Annotated in this window: 12 protein-coding genes; 1 reads left to right on the top strand and 11 read right to left on the bottom strand. The window is 50.1% G+C overall.

Annotated elements, in window-relative coordinates; all coding sequences use genetic code 11:
• Positions 1-86: 86 nt before the first annotated feature.
• From rny to DW720_RS08100, 5 genes are all read right to left on the bottom strand, one after another.
• Positions 87-1,634, bottom strand: coding sequence for a ribonuclease Y (gene rny / locus DW720_RS08120; RefSeq protein WP_107000340.1), 1,548 nt, complete (start codon positions 1,632-1,634; stop codon positions 87-89).
• 220 nt (positions 1,635-1,854) lie between these two features.
• The gene (locus DW720_RS08115; protein ID WP_107000341.1) at positions 1,855-2,463 is read right to left on the bottom strand and encodes a regulatory protein RecX; all 609 of its coding nucleotides are present in this window, start codon (positions 2,461-2,463) and stop codon (positions 1,855-1,857) included.
• Positions 2,464-2,558: 95 nt separating this feature from the next.
• Positions 2,559-3,635, bottom strand: coding sequence for a recombinase RecA (recA, locus tag DW720_RS08110; protein WP_022359677.1), 1,077 nt, complete (start codon positions 3,633-3,635; stop codon positions 2,559-2,561).
• A 362-nt stretch (positions 3,636-3,997) separates the two neighbouring features.
• On the bottom strand, positions 3,998-4,888 hold the full coding sequence (locus DW720_RS08105; protein ID WP_022359678.1) for a S8 family peptidase: 891 nt from the start codon (positions 4,886-4,888) through the stop codon (positions 3,998-4,000).
• A gap of 71 nt (positions 4,889-4,959) precedes the next feature.
• Entirely contained in the window at positions 4,960-5,910 is a 951-nt protein-coding gene (locus DW720_RS08100) for a polysaccharide deacetylase family protein (protein WP_118482373.1), read from the bottom strand.
• Positions 5,911-6,358: 448 nt separating this feature from the next.
• Here DW720_RS08100 and DW720_RS08095 point away from each other — a divergent pair, with 448 nt between their 5' ends.
• Positions 6,359-7,765 carry an amidophosphoribosyltransferase gene (locus tag DW720_RS08095; protein WP_117796354.1) on the top strand — a complete coding sequence of 469 codons (1,407 nt, stop codon included), beginning with the start codon at positions 6,359-6,361 and terminating at the stop codon, positions 7,763-7,765.
• A 149-nt stretch (positions 7,766-7,914) separates the two neighbouring features.
• Here the strand turns inward: DW720_RS08095 and DW720_RS08090 are convergent, their stop codons facing one another.
• The 6 genes from DW720_RS08090 to DW720_RS08065 all read right to left on the bottom strand — a co-directional run bounded on the left by DW720_RS08090 (position 7,915) and on the right by DW720_RS08065 (position 14,064).
• Complete coding sequence (locus DW720_RS08090) at positions 7,915-8,238, bottom strand: DUF3870 domain-containing protein (protein ID WP_022359681.1); 324 nt, start codon at positions 8,236-8,238, stop codon at positions 7,915-7,917.
• Positions 8,239-8,558: 320 nt separating this feature from the next.
• On the bottom strand, positions 8,559-9,569 hold the full coding sequence (locus DW720_RS08085; protein WP_118749495.1) for a GGGtGRT protein: 1,011 nt from the start codon (positions 9,567-9,569) through the stop codon (positions 8,559-8,561).
• 33 nt (positions 9,570-9,602) lie between these two features.
• Positions 9,603-10,295, bottom strand: a complete 693-nt coding sequence (locus tag DW720_RS08080) for a hypothetical protein (protein WP_022359683.1) — start codon at positions 10,293-10,295, stop codon at positions 9,603-9,605.
• Between the two features lie 114 nt (positions 10,296-10,409).
• Positions 10,410-11,762, bottom strand: coding sequence for an MATE family efflux transporter (locus DW720_RS08075; protein WP_347560709.1), 1,353 nt, complete (start codon positions 11,760-11,762; stop codon positions 10,410-10,412).
• Positions 11,763-11,776: 14 nt separating this feature from the next.
• Complete coding sequence (gene gltA, locus DW720_RS08070) at positions 11,777-13,174, bottom strand: NADPH-dependent glutamate synthase (RefSeq protein WP_118749493.1); 1,398 nt, start codon at positions 13,172-13,174, stop codon at positions 11,777-11,779.
• Entirely contained in the window at positions 13,174-14,064 is an 891-nt protein-coding gene (locus tag DW720_RS08065) for a sulfide/dihydroorotate dehydrogenase-like FAD/NAD-binding protein (protein WP_118491812.1), read from the bottom strand. Before DW720_RS08065 ends, gltA begins: the two co-directional genes overlap by 1 nt.
• Positions 14,065-14,151: the final 87 nt, after the last annotated feature.

The following is a 14,151-nucleotide window of genomic DNA, read 5'->3' as shown; positions in this document are numbered from 1 at the left end:
AAAGTCTTATGAATGTAATGTATCTTCATCCATAAGACTTTTATTTTCATGCTCAAGTTTACTCCATGCAGCCCTGCTGCCGGGTTTTATTTGGCGTACTCGGTAACTCTCGATTCACGGATTACATTGACCTTGATCTGTCCCGGATACTGTAACTCTTCCTGAATCCGCTTTGAAATCTCTCTCGCCATCAGAACCATATCATCGTCGCTGACCTGTTCCGGTACAACCATGATACGCACCTCACGACCTGCCTGAATTGCGTAGGATTTATCAACACCCTTATAGGAGTTCGTGATATCCTCCAGCTGTTTCAGACGGTTGGTATATGTTTCCAGAGTCTCTCGTCTCGCACCTGGACGTGCCGCTGAAATCGTATCAGCTGCCTGTACCAGACATGCAATCAAGCTCTGTGGCTCTACATCGCCGTGATGGGCTTCCACTGCATTGATAACGGTTGCGGACTCTTTGTACTTCTTACAGAGCGCCACACCCAGTTCTACGTGGGTTCCCTCCTGCTCGTGATCGACTGCCTTTCCAATATCATGTAATAAACCTGCACGTTTGGCGGTCCGTACATCGACGCCCACCTCAGCCGCCAGAAGTCCGGCTAACTGTGCAACCTCAATCGAATGCTTCAATGCATTCTGACCGTAACTTGTCCGGAATTTCATCTTACCAAGCAGCTTGACAAGTTCCGGATGGATACCATGAATGCCAACTTCCAGAAGAGCCGCTTCGCCCTCCTCGCGCATCATGTTTTCCACTTCTTTCTGTGCCTTCTCTACCATCTCTTCGATTCTGGCTGGATGAATCCGTCCATCCACAATCAGACGTTCCAGTGCAATACGCGCTACCTCTCTCCGGATTGGATCGAAGCCAGACAGGACAACTGCCTCCGGCGTATCGTCGATGATCAGTTCCACGCCCGTCAGAGTCTCCAGTGTACGAATATTTCTTCCCTCACGTCCGATAATTCGTCCCTTCATCTCATCATTCGGAAGCTGTACGACTGATACGGTTGTCTCAGCCACATGATCCGCAGCACAGCGCTGAATCGCTGTCACCACATAATCCTTGGCTTTCTTCTCTGCTTCCTCTTTCGCTTTCGCCTCGAGATCTTTGATCAGCTTCGCCGTATCATGCTTTACATCTTCTTCCACGGAACGCAGCAGATATTCCTTTGCCTGTTCAGAGGTTAAACCGGAGATCTTCTCCAGTTCCAGCATACCTTTCTCATAGAGAGCCTCTGCCTCCGCAGTCTTTCTCTTGAGTGCCTCCTCCTTGACATTCATACCCGCTTCACGCTTTTCCATCGCTTCTGCTTTCTTGTCCAGGTTTTCTTCTTTGCTCAGTACACGTCTTTCATAGCGCTGAAGCTCAGCTCTTCTTTCCTTTGTTTCTTTCTCAAGCTCATTCTTTGTCTTTAACGACTCTTCCTTCGCTTCAAGGAGAGCTTCTCGCTTCTTTGTCTCAGCAATTTTCAATGCTTCATCTATTATTTCCCTGGATCGTTCTTCTGCGCTTCCAATCTTCGCCTCATATGTCTTCTGGCGATGCTGGTTCGCAACGACCCAAGTAATAGCTGCTACAATAACACCTGTAACGATAACCGCAATTATTACTTGTGACACAGGAGCACCTCCTTATTTAGTTTTCATTGTACGAAAATACAATACTATAATTTTAAACGGTTTTATACAGTATGTCAAGCAGAATAAGCGCTTCCTAACCAGCTTCCTGAGACACCTTCAGACAGCATTCTGTTCTGTTTCATAATACATTTGCACGTTCACAGTCATGAAACAAAATCCATTCAAAATTATCTTTGGTAAATGACTCTGCGCCTGAAAGTCAACTAAGTGCATCCTCCTGCTCCTTCATCTCTCTCCGGATATCTTCCCATGAAAATCCCCGCCTCATCAGATAGGCAATAATCTTTTTTTCCTCCTCCGGCGCTGTCTCTCCCGCCCTGTAATGCTTCTTCTCAAGCAAGACGCGGATTGCCTCGCCCGAATCATGTTCTGTCTCTTCCAGCTGCTCCCGGATGATCTCGCGCGATATGCCTTTTCGCTGCAGGTAAAGCTTCAATTCCGCCTGGCTTTTCCGCTTTCCATGAACCTGCAAATAATTCGCCGCATATCTGGCATCGTCCACAAAATGATATTCCTGCAAAAATCCAATCGTCTCCTGCACGATCGAATCCGGATACCCGTCCTGGAAAAGGCGGCGGCACATTTCCCCTTCCGTCCGGTCCTGCACTTTCAAAAGATTCAGCGCCCGCTCATGTGCCCGGCGGCTTAAAAGATCCAAAAGCTCCCTCTCCGTTCTTTCTTCCAAAACCGCGCCCTCACAGACACCGTATTTTTCTAATTCCCCATTATATAAAAGAAAGGCAAAGTCCTCATCCGTGAAAACTTTGCACTTTCTCTTATCCAGGGATTCTACGCGTTCAATCCGCATATACAGCCCCTTTTCATAGCTACAGTTCACACGCTGCCAGCTGTAACTTTTCCTGTTACTGTTCACACATATGTGCCCTGTAACAGGATTTTACTCTATTTTTCGTCCTCTGCGTCCACTCCTACCGGCGGAAGCTCCGTCGGTGCTTCCTTGGACGCCTCCGGCATCATCGTGTCTTCGGAAAGTCCGTATTTGACACGTACCTTGTTCTCAATCTCAAGGCAGATTTCCGGATTTGCTGCCAGGAAATTCTTCGCGTTCTCGCGTCCCTGACCGATCTTGCTGCCCTCATAAGCATACCAGGCGCCGCTCTTCTCCACGATGTTCTCCTTCGCCGCCAGATCCAAGATATCGCCCTCACGGGAAATACCTTTTCCGAACATGATATCAAACTCTGCCTCACGGAATGGCGGAGCAATCTTGTTCTTCACAACCTTGATGCGGACACGGTTTCCAATCACTTCGCCGCCCTGCTTCAGAGACTCAATTCGGCGGACATCCATGCGGACAGAAGAATAGAACTTGAGTGCCCGTCCACCGGTCGTAACCTCCGGGTTTCCGAACATGATACCAACCTTCTCACGCAGCTGGTTGATAAAGATAACGATACAATTTGAACGGCTGATTGCTGCGGTCAGCTTTCTGAGTGCCTGCGACATCAGACGTGCCTGCAGACCTACGTGGGAATCACCCATCTCGCCGTCAATCTCTGCCTTCGGAACCAGTGCGGCAACCGAGTCCACAATCACGATATCGATCGCGCCGGAGCGCACCATCGTCTCGGTAATCTCAAGCGCCTGCTCGCCGTTGTCCGGCTGGGAGATATACAGATTATCGATATCAACACCGATCTTCTTCGCATATGCCGGATCGAGTGCGTGCTCTGCATCGATAAATCCAGCGATACCGCCTCTCTTCTGTACTTCTGCCACCATATGCAGGGCAACCGTCGTCTTACCACTGGACTCAGGTCCGTATACTTCGATGATTCGTCCCTTCGGAACACCGCCCAGTCCCAGTGCAATATCCAGGCTCAGGGAGCCGGTCGGAATCGTCTCTATATTCATATTCGCACCAGAATCACCCAGCTTCATCACTGAGCCTTTTCCATATGCTTTCTCAATCTGTGTCAACGCAGCATCCAATGCTTTCAGCTTGTCTTCTTTATTCATCTTTCCCTCCAAAGTGCCGCTCCGCGGCCAATCACGAACAAACGTTCTAAACTTAGCTCTATCATAGCGGATCCGGCTGTAAATGTCAACTGTTTTCTTTTGGTTTTCCCCCGGACGCACTGCAGGATGCTGCCGGATCTATAACCTGATTCTGCGATTCAAAGTATCTACAATTATATCATTTTCCGGCTGGTTCTGTCTATTATTTTGCCGAGAAAAGCTGCTGCCAGAACTGTATCGTACGGAATTTTCAGTTCAGAAAATTCCGTACGATACAGTTACGCTGCCACCATTACTGTTCACACAAAACCTTCCGTTGCAAAAATGCCTGCCTGTACACGTCATCTGGCACCGCCCCGCTTCTACTCTAACAGCCGCCCGATATCCAGCGCCCCCCAGCCCTGTTGGTTGCGCGGCAGCCCCAGATCCACTGCCCGCTCTTTAAAGCGAAGCTTCACATCCCGGTTCGTCATGTCCGGGTTCTGCTCCAGCAGAAGCGCCGCCGCCCCCGCGACAAGCGGCGTAGACATGGACGTCCCGCTTTTAAAACGGTACCCGTTCCGCCGCAGGTTACAGCTCACAATCCGTGATCCAGGCGCCACAATGTCCGGCTTGCAGATGCAGGCGTCCGTCGGCCCCCGCCCCGAATAGTCCACCATCCGGCTGCCTGCCACCTCTACCTCCCGGTCATCATCCGCACATCCCACCGTGATGACCTTCCGGCTGATCCCCGGCGTTGTGATCGTGTGCGCGGCTGGACCATTATTTCCCGCTGCCACCACGACCACATACCCGGCATCCCACGCCGCATCGACACCGCGCACCAGCGCCGAATCCTCGCTCATTCCCTTCGGTGTAAAGGAGCCAACCGATATATTGATAATCCGGATCCCGTACTGGCTGCCATTCTGGCGCACCCAGCGAAGCCCTGCCAGCACATCCGATACATACCCATTTCCCCTCTGATCCAGCACTTTCAGGCAGACCAGCTGCGCCCCCGGCGCCACACCCTGATAGCGTCCCGCCGACGCCGTGCCGCTGCCGGCAATCATCCCTGCCACATGCGTTCCATGCCCATTGTCATCATACGGCTGCTGCTTTTTCTTAAGGAAATCCCGAAATCCGTAAACGCAATTTTCCAAATCCGGATGCAGAAATACCCCTGTGTCCAGGATCGCCACCCCGACGCCTTTTCCTGTCAGTCCTCGTCTGTACGCCTCATTGCAATGAATCCATTCTCTCGCCCGGTTCACAGGAAAAAGCCCCCATATTCTTCCCTTACTGTTAGAATATGGGGGCTTTCGCCGTATGTGAATGCAGCCTCTTATTTGTGGAAGCTGTAATAGACGGTTCCGCCTGCCAGTCCACCGCGGAACTGCGCCAGCTCACTGACCGTCACCAGCTGATAGCCACGCTCCACAAGCGCCGGAATGATCGTGACTGCCGCATCACCGGAAGCATTGTAAAGCTCATGCATCAGAACCACCGAGCCATCTTTTACCTGGTTTAACACGGTCTGCACCGATGAAGCCGCATTGCGCGTCTTCCAGTCCAGCGTATCCACATCCCAGAGTACGATCGGCTGGCTGATATTGGCAAGCACAGTGCTGTTTTTTCCACCGCCCGGAAGACGGACTGTTTTCGGTGCCTCGCCTGTGATCGCGGCAACCGCCTGATTGCAGGCCTCCACCTGCTGACGAATCTCCTGTGGGCCTAACTTCTGGAGATACTTGTGATCCTGCGTGTGATTTCCAATCTCATGCCCATTGGCATACATCCGCTGAATCTCACTCTTATAGGAATTCACACGGTTTCCGACCACATAAAAGGTCACACGGCCGCCGTACTGTTCCGCGCAATCCATGATGCGGTTTCCAACCGGGGCATACGGACCATCATCAAAGGTCAGTGCCACCATCGGTGCATTCGGATCGATATAACGACCGCCGCTGGCTACCATTCCATCCGGAACCTGGCTGTCCCCCTGCTCCGTTCCCTGTGTCTCAGAAGCAGTCTGTCCGTTATTTCCTGTCTCCTGGTTCTCTGTTGTCTGCTGTCCTTCCGCTGCGCCAGCATGATTCTCGCTGCCAGCAGCCGTCTGTGCATCCCCCGCCTCATTCTGGGAACCGGACGCCTGCTCCCGCCTCTGAATCAGCTCCATATCCGATGCCGGTCCGGACGGCACATCATCCGCATACGCCGCAAACGACGCCCCTACCGTACAGACCGCCGTAAGTAACAGTGCTACTGCTCTCATTTTCCATGTTTTTCTCATACCGCTCCAAACCCTCCAAATTGTTTTCTTTTTCTTCTGCCATTCCGATGCAATCCGGAACAGCCGACCATGTGACATACTCACGTACAATGGTTTTATTATATCACACTCTTCCTTTATTAAGAACACTTCGTCCCATTTTACTTCTTACATTTTTCTGACAAGGTTAGTGTTCACGCATACGTGCCCGGTAACGGAATTTGACGTGGTTTCGCATTTAAATACGGCAAATTCCTGCTACCTCCACGTTCTCTTATGACGCTTTCGATCCCAAATGTGCCTGCCTGTAAACAGCTCCAAAGAATATTCATAAGTATTTTTAATAAATATTTCATATTGTGTAATACACCTAATATATGCTATGATAAAAATGATGTCGTTACGCATCACAACGCGTGCAACGTAACACATGGAGTTTATTGACAAAAGAGTTGAAAGGAAGTAACAAATGGGCGGATTTTTTGGTGTCACATCAAAAACAAACTGTACACTGGATCTTTTTTTTGGTACGGACTATCATTCCCATCTGGGAACACGACGCGGTGGTATGGCGGTTTATGGAGAAAACGGTTTCAGCCGTTCTATCCACAATATCGAGAATTCCCCGTTCCGTACAAAATTTGAGCACGATGTCGATGAAATGCAGGGTAACATGGGCATCGGCTGTATCTCAGATATGGAACCGCAGCCTCTGTTAATTCAGTCGCACTTAGGAAGCTATGCCATTACCACAGTCGGCAAGATCAATAATGAAAAAGAGCTGATTCAGGAAGCATTTAAGAACGGGCATATTCATTTCATGGAAATGAGCGGCGGCAAGATCAATGCAACCGAGCTGGTCGGCGCCATCATCAGTCAGGCAGATTCCCTTGTTGAAGGTCTGAAACTGGCACAGGAAAAAATCAAGGGTTCCATGACCATTCTCCTGCTGACCCCGGAGGGCATCTATATCTCCCGTGACCGCCTCGGACGTACCCCGGCGATCATCGGACGCAAAGATGGTGCGTTCTGTGTTTCCTTTGAAAGCTTTGCATACATCAACCTTGGATACACGGACTACAAAGAACTGGGACCGGGCGAGATCGTCCGCATGAACGCCGACGGCGTAGAGGTACTCAGCCCGGCTCGCAAGGAAATGAAAATCTGTTCTTTCTTGTGGGTTTACTACGGTTATCCGACCTCCTGCTACGAAGGAATCAACGTCGAGGAAATGCGGTACCACTGCGGTCGTATGCTTGCCAAACGCGATCAGTCCGACGCCGATCTGGTAGCCGGAATCCCCGATTCCGGTATCGCGCATGCAGTCGGCTACGCCAATGAATCCGGCATTCCATTTGCCCGTCCATTCATTAAATATACCCCAACCTGGCCGCGTTCCTTCATGCCGACCACCCAGAGCCAGAGAAACCTGATCGCACGTATGAAGCTGATCCCGGTAGACGCCCTGATCCGCGACAAGAGTCTGCTCTTAATCGACGATTCCATCGTCCGCGGCACCCAGCTCGGCGAAACAACCGAATTTCTGTATCAGAGCGGTGCCAAAGCAGTACATATCCGTCCGGCTTGTCCGCCGCTGCTGTTTGGATGTAAATATCTGAACTTCTCCCGCTCCAATTCCGAGCTGGACCTCATCACACGCCGCATCATCCGCGACCGTGAGGGCGACAATGTTTCCCCGGAGCTTCTGGATGATTATGCAAACCCAGACAGCCAGAATTATAAGGAAATGGTCGAAGAAATCCGTAAACGCTTAAACTTTACCTCCCTGCAGTTCCACCGCCTCGACGATTTAATCGAGTCGATTGGTCTGGAACCGTGCAAGCTGTGTACGTATTGCTGGAACGGAAAAGAATAATGTTGTAGAATACGTTTCTATGATAACCAAAATGGCAGCCCATCAATTTCTGCTGATGAGCTGCCATCTTTATTCTGTTAATTCTCTGCCAATCGTTTTATCAGCACCGTGCCTTTATAGTTTATACAAGCACACCGCCAATACCCACATCACTTCTGCCCTGTCACCATCATATAACGGTTATGTGCGTCCTTCAGACAGGCAATGAGCGGCTTCTGAGTCAGTGCAAAATACCTTTCCCGGATACTCTGCTGCATCTCGTCCAAATCCGTTTTCAAACTCTTTCCAAGCAGCATCGACACAACAAAATTGCGCGTCACCGACAAAATCGTATTGCACTCCAGATCAAGAATCTTTCCCGTCGCCCGTTCTACTACAAAACTCACATAAAACTCGCCGTGCAGGCTGTAAATCGCGTCCTCCTTGCTCGGTTTCGCCTGACCTACAACCAGAATCGTATCATCCTTATACATTATATCGTTTCCCCTTTTCTTCGAAACTGCCCTGATAAAAGCAGTTTCATCCATATACTGGTTTTATGATACCATGTTCTTAGGAAAGGTACAAGCTACGCTTCCTCGAAACCATATAAAATATGTAGGATTACAATACATCGTAAAAGGAACCAAACGCTCTCACGAGAAAAGGGATCGAAATCGATCCCTTTTCTCACTCTTCTTAGGTTAACAAGTATGGTTAACAAATAGTTAACAAGTAATTAACAAATGATGTACTTTTTACTGCTTTTCACCACATCTAACCACCCTTAAAACCCTTGAAAAATCAATAATTTTTAGAATTTCCCAGCCTTCGCAGCTTCCTCAATACCTACCGCAACCGCCACAGTAGCGCCGACCATAGGGTTATTACCCATACCGATCAGTCCCATCATCTCTACATGAGCCGGTACAGAGGAAGAACCTGCGAACTGTGCATCGGAGTGCATACGTCCCATGGTATCAGTCATACCGTAAGAAGCCGGACCTGCTGCCATGTTATCCGGGTGAAGGGTACGTCCTGTACCGCCGCCGGATGCTACGGAGAAGTATTTCTTGCCTTTCTCTACGCATTCCTTCTTATATGTACCTGCTACCGGATGCTGGAAACGGGTCGGGTTGGTGGAGTTACCGGTGATGGAAACGTCTACGCCCTCTTTCCACATGATCGCTACACCCTCGGTAACGTCATTCGCACCATAGCAGTTTACTTTCGCACGAAGTCCCTTGGAGTAAGATTTTCTCCACAGTTCTTTTACTTCACCTGTATAGTAATCCATCTCTGTCTCTACATATGTAAAGCCGTTGATACGGGAAATGATCTGAGCCGCATCCTTGCCAAGACCGTTTAAGATAACGCGAAGCGGTTTTTTACGAACTTTGTTTGCTTTCTCTGCGATACCGATCGCACCCTCTGCGGCTGCAAAGGACTCATGACCTGCCAGGAAGCAGAAGCAATCGGTCTCTTCTTCCAGAAGCATCTTGCCTAAGTTTCCATGTCCCAGACCTACTTTACGCTGATCTGCTACGGAACCCGGAATACAGAATGCCTGCAGTCCCTCGCCGATCGCTGCAGCCGCATCGGCAGCTCTGCGGCAGCCCTTCTTAATAGCGATAGCTGCACCTACGGTGTAAGCCCAGCATGCGTTCTCAAAACAAATCGGCTGGATCTTCTTAACCTGCTCATATACATCCAGTCCGGCATCCTTCGTGATCTTTTCTGCCTCTTCGATCGAAGCAATGCCATAGCTATTTAATACGGAATTGATCTTGTCAATTCGTCTCTCGTATGATTCAAATAATGCCATTGTGATGTTCCTCCTTAACTATGTACCCTGTGCTTATTCCTGTCTCGGATCGATAATCTTAACTGCATCGTCTACACGACCGTACTGACCTTTTGCCTTCTCATATGCAGTGGTCGGATCGTCGCCCTTCTTGATGAAGTCGGTCATCTTACCTAAGTTTACAAACTGGTAACCAATGATCTGATCTTCTTCATCCAGTGCAATTCCTGTTACATAGCCTTCTGCCATCTCAAGGTAACGCGGACCTTTTTTCAGAGTTCCGTACATCGTACCTACCTGAGAGCGAAGTCCTTTTCCAAGGTCTTCAAGGCCGGCACCAATCGGAAGCCCCTCTTCAGAAAACGCACTCTGCGTTCTGCCATATGCGATCTGGAGGAACAGCTCACGCATGGCGGTGTTGATTGCATCACAGACAAGGTCTGTATTTAATGCTTCCAGTACGGTTCTTCCCGGAAGAATCTCTGCTGCCATCGCTGCAGAATGGGTCATACCAGAACATCCGATCGTCTCTACCAGAGCCTCCTGAATGATACCTTCCTTAACATTCAGGGTCAGCTTACAAGCACCCTGCTGCGGCGCACACCAGCCAACACCGTGTGTTAAACCGGAAATATCCTTTACTTCTTTGGACTTAACCCACTTTGCTTCCTCCGGGATCGGAGCAGCGCCGTGATTTACGCCCTGGGCTACTGGACACATATTTTCTACTTCTTGTGAATAAATCATTGTAAGACTCCTTTCGAAATGATTGGATTTTGTACTTTGTTAATTTTATCACATCAATCCTGTCCCTATTATCTCACGAAATTCTCAATTCGTCCATAGGTTTTTTGTAACTTTTCAGACGGTTTTCTCATCTTTCTTTCTCTCCAAAAAAACATACAAAAACAGGACAAAACTAACGAACAGAATACATCCCTTTACCATGCTGGAAATACTTAACGCCCACCAAATACCGCTAAGTCCCATCACCGAGGACAACAACACCGCCACTGGGATGCGCGCGGAGGTAAAGGTCACGCTGACGATCGACGGATACAGCGTCCGCCCCAGACCGGAAAACGCACCGATCGAGGTCTGTTCCACCATCATAAACATCTGGCTCAGTCCCACGATCCGCAGGTAATTGACGCCGAGCGCCATGACCTCTTCTTCCTGCAAAAAGATCGAGAACAGCGGACGCGCCATTCCGATCAGCAAAAATGTCGTGCAGAGTCCCCACGCCGCCGTCATCGCGATCGCACAGAAATAGCCGCGGCGCACACGGTCATACCGCTTCGCCCCATAATTCTGTCCGAGGAATGCATTGACTGCCGCCGAAAAGCCATCTCCGACCATCCAGGAAACGGATTCAATCTGACTGCCAACACGCTGTGCCGCCACTGCCAGATCACCCCATCCGGTGATAAGGCGGGTCAGAATCATCGAAATTCCTGCGTAAATCAGGTTCTGCACCGCCGACGGCACACCGATCCGCACGATCTCCCTCCAAACCTTCACTGGAACCAGCACCCAGAGACGCAGATGCGGAAACAGCACCTTTTCTCGCAGGACTGCCCGGAAAAACAGAAGACTTACGAGCGCCTGTGCCGTGACCGTCGCAGCCGCTGCTCCGCTGACTCCCAGTTCCGGAAATGGTCCGATTCCAAAGATCAGCACCGGATCCAGCACAACATTGAAGACAAGCCCCGCCACGTTGACGATAAACGGTGTCCGGCTGTTTCCCGCCGCCGTCAAAAGTCCGGTCAAGATCGCATTTAGATAAGAAAAGATCACAAGCCCACAGGCGATCCGCACATACCATTCTGCCTGTGCAATCACCTCCGGGCTGTTTAATTTAAAAAATCCAATTAACCGACTGGCTCCAAAGAGCGAAACCAGCCCATACAGCACGGCAAACAAAATTCCCAACTGCAGCGCACCTCTCGCATACTGCGCCGCACTGTCATTTTCTCCCGCACCAAGACAATGGGCGGTCTTTACCTGACCGCCCGTCCTCGCCAAAATCGCAAATCCCTGTGAAAACCAGGTATACATACCTGCCGATCCCACCGCCGTGACGGCGCCTGCCCCGAGACGTCCGATCCACGCCATATCAGTCAGATTGTAAAGCATCTGAACCAGAGAGGTCGCCATGATCGGAAGCGCCAGCCGGGTCAGTGCCGGGGCAATTGCTTCATTCAGCAAATCCACATGATGAGATTTCATTATTTTTCAGAAAGATACTCGTCGATGCCTCTTGCACCTGCTCGTCCGGCTTCCATCGCGAGAATAACCGTAGCCGCGCCAGTCACTGCGTCGCCTCCGGCGTAAACGCCCTCTTTCGTTGTCTTTCCATTGCTCTCATCCGCCACGATACATCTCCAGCGGTTGATCTCCAGACCTTTGGTCGTATTGGAAATCAGCGGGTTCGGGGAAGTACCCAGCGCCATGATAACGGTATCTGCATCGATCATGAAATCAGAACCGACCACCTCAACCGGACGTCTTCTTCCAGATTCATCCGGCTCGCCAAGCTCCATACGGCGGCATACGATACCTTTGACCCATCCGTTCTCATCCTCGAGAATCTCAACCGGGTTGGTCAGAAGGTCAAAATGGATGCCCTCCTCTTTTGCGTGATGTACTTCCTCCACACGTGCCGGAAGCTCTTTCTCACTTCTTCTATATACAATATGAACTTCTGCACCGAGACGCAGAGCCGTTCTTGCCGCATCCATCGCTACGTTTCCGCCGCCGACTACAACTACCTTCTTCGATTCCATGATCGGTGTGTCATAATCATCGCGGAATGCCTTCATCAGGTTATTTCTGGTCAGGTACTCATTTGCAGAAAATACGCCGTTGGCATTTTCACCCGGAATACCCATGAACTTCGGAAGTCCGGCACCAGAACCGATGAAGACTGCCTGGAAACCTTCTTCATCCATCAGTTCGTCGATTGTGATAGATTTTCCGATAACTACGTTTGTCTCAATCTTAACGCCCAGCTTGCGGACATTCTCGATCTCCGGCTGTACAACGCCGTCCTTCGGAAGACGGAACTCCGGAATGCCGTAGGTCAATACTCCGCCCGGCTCATGAAGTGCCTCGAAAATGGTTACTTCATAGCCCAGTTTTGCCAGATCGCCTGCACAGGTCAGACCTGCAGGACCGGAACCGATGACTGCCACTTTCTTTCCGTTTGTCTTCTCCGGCGCTGCCGGTACAAAACCATGCTCACGGGACCAGTCTGCCACGAAGCGCTCAAGTTTACCAATGGAAACCGCCTCGCCTTTGATACCGCGCACACACTGTCCCTCACACTGGGATTCCTGTGGGCAGACACGTCCACAGACTGCCGGAAGTGCCGAAGAAAGTGCGATGACTTTCGCTGCCTCTTCAATATTTCCCGCTTTTACTTCCTGGATAAACGCCGGAATATTGATGGAAACCGGGCATCCAGCGATACATTTTGCATTTTTACAGTTCAGACATCTCTCAGACTCCGCAACTGCTTCTTCCATATTATAGCCGAGACATACCTCTTTAAAATTAGTCGCACGTACCTTCGGATCCTGCTCTCTGACCGGCACCTTTTTCATCATATCTCTCTTTGCTTCCATTATTTGTCACCTCCGCACTGTCCGCATCCGCCGTGATGAGTATCGCCCTCTTTCAAGCGCAGCATCGCTCTGCCTTCCTGAGTCTTATAAATTCTCTGACGTTCCATCGCCTCGTCAAAATTAACAAGATGTCCATCAAACTCCGGTCCGTCTACGCAGGCAAATTTGACCTGATCGCCTACGGTGACACGACAGGCACCACACATACCGGTTCCATCTACCATGATCGGGTTCAGGCTGACAATCGTCGGAATCTCCAGTTTTTTCGTCAGCAGGCAGACAAATTTCATCATGATCATCGGTCCGATTGCAACACAGACATCGTACTTGCGTCCCTGTTTTTCAACTAAATCCTCGATGACACCTGTAACCATACCTTTAATGCCAAAGCTGCCATCGTCGGTTGTGATGTAAAGGTTTCCGGCTGCCTTCTCCATCTCCTCGGTCAGGATCAGCAGATCTTTGGTCTTAGAACCTACGATAACATCTACATCAATGCCGTGCTCATGCATCCATTTTACCTGCGGATAAACCGGAGCCGCACCGACGCCGCCGGCTACGAAGAGGTATTTCTTCTTTTTCAGCTCTTCTATATTCTCATGGATAAACTCGGACGGATTTCCAAGCGGTCCTACGAAATCATGGAATGCATCCCCAGCCTTGAGGGTGCTCATCTTCTCGGTAGAAGCTCCCACGGTCTGGAATACGATCGTGATCGTTCCTGCCTGACGGTCAAAATCACAGATGGTCAGCGGGATTCTCTCGCCCTCTTCGCCCATCTTGACGATGACAAATTCGCCCGGCTCACATGCACGCGCTACACGCGGTGCTTCTACAACCATCAGATAAATCTTATCTGCCAGTTTTTCAGCTTTTAAAATCGGGTACATTCTATTCCTCCTTACTGTTATATGAACATTTTATTGTTTGACTTTTCAGAATTCTCAATTATTTTACCACTTTGTCCTATTTTTGAC

Source organism: Clostridium sp. AM27-28, from assembly GCF_003480955.1.
Taxonomy (GTDB): domain Bacteria; phylum Bacillota; class Clostridia; order Lachnospirales; family Lachnospiraceae; genus Otoolea; species Otoolea fessa.
This window is presented reverse-complemented; position numbering and strand designations above follow the sequence as displayed.

What these genes read in the sequence shown, in the direction of transcription:
- DW720_RS08115 (WP_107000341.1), bottom strand. Translation starts at nt 2,463, where the DNA reads ATGCGGATTGAACGCGTAGAATCCCTGGATAAGAGAAAGTGCAAAGTT.
- recA (WP_022359677.1), bottom strand. Translation starts at nt 3,635, where the DNA reads ATGAATAAAGAAGACAAGCTGAAAGCATTGGATGCTGCGTTGACACAG.
- DW720_RS08100 (WP_118482373.1), bottom strand. Translation starts at nt 5,910, where the DNA reads ATGAGAAAAACATGGAAAATGAGAGCAGTAGCACTGTTACTTACGGCG.
- DW720_RS08095 (WP_117796354.1), top strand. Translation starts at nt 6,359, where the DNA reads ATGGGCGGATTTTTTGGTGTCACATCAAAAACAAACTGTACACTGGAT.
- DW720_RS08090 (WP_022359681.1), bottom strand. Translation starts at nt 8,238, where the DNA reads ATGTATAAGGATGATACGATTCTGGTTGTAGGTCAGGCGAAACCGAGC.
- DW720_RS08085 (WP_118749495.1), bottom strand. Translation starts at nt 9,569, where the DNA reads ATGGCATTATTTGAATCATACGAGAGACGAATTGACAAGATCAATTCC.
- DW720_RS08080 (WP_022359683.1), bottom strand. Translation starts at nt 10,295, where the DNA reads ATGATTTATTCACAAGAAGTAGAAAATATGTGTCCAGTAGCCCAGGGC.
- gltA (WP_118749493.1), bottom strand. Translation starts at nt 13,174, where the DNA reads ATGGAAGCAAAGAGAGATATGATGAAAAAGGTGCCGGTCAGAGAGCAG.
- DW720_RS08065 (WP_118491812.1), bottom strand. Translation starts at nt 14,064, where the DNA reads ATGTACCCGATTTTAAAAGCTGAAAAACTGGCAGATAAGATTTATCTG.